Genomic DNA, 2,568 nt, shown 5'->3' on the forward strand with positions numbered 1-2,568 from the left:
GGGCATCGCACCGGCGGGTTCAAATGATTCGTTGTCCGGTGTGTTTCGCGATGCCCACTTCAATTCGTAAACTGTCGGGATGTCATTCTACATAAACGAAATGGCGATGCGTGATAAATGCGCATTTATATCGCAGGCAATGCAGCGATATTGTGTATCGCAACATGCCATGTGGATTCGCCCAGTGCCTTGCCAACAGGCGCTCTCGGGTTTCTACCAACAATAGTCGGGCGTCATTCGAATGGTTTTCTGCATTTGAAAACCTTATCGAGCGGTACGTGTAAATAGACCGACCGCTCGAATGGCGTATTCCGATCGGGCGCGAAATAAATCGAATGCCGCGCGGCCCGCGCCATTCGCCGGAAAAAAGAAAAGCCGCGATAGCGGCTTCTGAAAAATGGCAATCGTGAACTGTCTGATTGCCGCAACGATGATGTTGCGCGGTCGTGCCGCGCCGGCGGGAGCTGCATGGAACGGTTTCGCCGCGCGGAGCAGGGAAACCCGGTTCGCGCTGCCGCGCCGTCTCTCAGGTTCTCGTTGTGGGGTGCGCCGGCCAGGAGCCGGTGGGCGGCCCTGCAGGGTGCGAGCGACGCACTCGAATGCAGGGTGGGTTGGGTCCGGAGAATACCGTGAGCCGTGCGTCGCCGCAACAGTCTTACAAATCATTTCCAGTCTGCCGCTTAGGGGGAATCGAAATCGCCGGCCTCCGCGCGCGCATCCGTTAAAATCGCGGCACGCGCGATCGACCGATCGCCTCCATTCCATCCGCGCCCCGACGCCCCGCTCCACGCCCACCCGCCCCGATCCGGCTTCCGCCAGGTTGCCGCGGGCGGCTGCCGCGCGGCGCACGTCCGCCTCCCGGCCAGCCGGGGCGCCCCCGCATCCCGTTGGAGAAGAACTTGTTTACTTGCAGAAATCAGAGCTGCGGCACGCCGTGGGAACTCGCCGACGTCGTCATCAAGGACGAGGGCCAGGGCGACCTGTTCCGCTGCCCGCTGTGCGGCGCGCGCAACTATCTGTATCGCTACGACGACGAGGACGGCAACCCCGTCTACGAGCAGATCGAAGGCCGCCCGTTCTGAGCCAGGAGCCACGATGACCCAAGCCACACCCGCCCGCCCGTTCAGCGAGCTCGCGCTCGCGCCCGCGATGCTCGCCAACCTCGAGCAGCTCGGCTACACCGAGATGACGCCGATCCAGGCCGCCAGCCTGCCGGTCGCGCTCGCCGGCCAGGATCTGATTGCGCAAGCCAAGACCGGCAGCGGCAAGACCGCCGCGTTCTCGCTCGCGCTGCTCGCGCGCCTCGACACGCGCCGCTTCGACGTGCAGGCGATGATCCTGTGCCCGACCCGCGAACTGGCCGACCAGGTCGCCCAGGAAATCCGCCGCCTCGCGCGCGCCGAGGAAAACATCAAGGTGCTGACGCTGTGCGGCGGCACGCCGATGCGCCCGCAGGCCGCCAGCCTGGAGCACGGCGCGCATATCGTGGTCGGCACGCCCGGCCGCATCATGGATCACCTCGAACGCGGCACGCTCGCGCTCGGCGCGCTCAACACGCTGGTGCTCGACGAAGCGGACCGCATGCTCGACATGGGCTTCTTCGACGACATCGCCATCGTCGTGCGCCAATGCCCGTCCGAGCGGCTCACGCTGCTGTTCTCGGCCACCTACCCGGACGGCATCGCCAAGCTGAGTCGCCAGTTCCTTCGCAACCCGAAGGAAATCAAGCTGGTCGAGCAGCACGACGCGCGCAAGATCCGTCAGCGTTTTTACGAGGTGGACGACAACGAGCGCCTGCACGCCGTGGGCCAGTTGCTGAACCATTACCGGCCGGCCAGCACGATCGCGTTCTGCAACACCAAGCAGCAGTGCCGCGACCTGCTCGACGTGCTGAGCGCGCAGGGCTTCCACGCGCTCGCGCTGCACGGCGAGCTCGACCAGCGCGAGCGCGACCAGGTGCTGATCCAGTTCGCCAACCGCAGTTGCTCGGTGCTGGTGGCGACCGACGTGGCCGCGCGCGGCCTCGACATCGCCCAGCTCGAAGCCGTGATCAACGTGGACGTGACGCCCGACCCGGAAGTGCACGTGCACCGCATCGGCCGCACCGGCCGCGCCGATCAGGAAGGCTGGGCGCTCAGTCTCGCCAGCATGAACGAGATGGGCCGCGTGGGCGGCATCGAGCAGGCGCAGGGGCGTGAAGTCGAATGGGCGCCGCTGGCCTCGCTCACGCCGGCCAGCAACGAACCGCTGCTGCCGCCGATGGAAACGCTGCAGATCCTCGGCGGCAAGAAGGAGAAGATCCGCCCGGGCGACGTGCTCGGCGCGCTGACCGGCGACGCCGGCTTCTCCGGCGCGCAGATCGGCAAGATCAACGTGACCGAATTCTCGACCTACGTGGCGGTGGAGCGCAGCGTCGCGCGCGATGCGCTGCGCAAGCTCAACGGCGGCAAGGTCAAGGGCAAGAAGGTCAAGGTCCGCCTGATGGACGACGAGTAAGCCGCGTTGCGCGCCGCGCCCGCCGCCTCGTGCGCGCGGGCGCGGCGCGGGTTCGACGGGGCCGTGCGGGAT

The 2,568-nt window shown here is 66.2% G+C and carries 2 protein-coding genes; both read left to right on the plus strand.

What is annotated here, in order from left to right:
• Positions 1–899 precede the first annotated feature (899 nt).
• Positions 900–1,082: a hypothetical protein gene (locus ACYP33_RS24290; RefSeq protein ID WP_206129094.1), complete on the plus strand. Its 183-nt coding sequence runs from the start codon at positions 900–902 to the stop codon at positions 1,080–1,082.
• Positions 1,083–1,095: 13 nt separating this feature from the next.
• Entirely contained in the window at positions 1,096–2,496 is a 1,401-nt protein-coding gene (dbpA, locus tag ACYP33_RS24295) for an ATP-dependent RNA helicase DbpA (protein ID WP_459624256.1), read from the plus strand.
• The last annotated feature ends 72 nt before the right edge of the window (positions 2,497–2,568 follow it).

It is taken from the genome of Burkholderia sp. 3C (assembly GCF_054589155.1).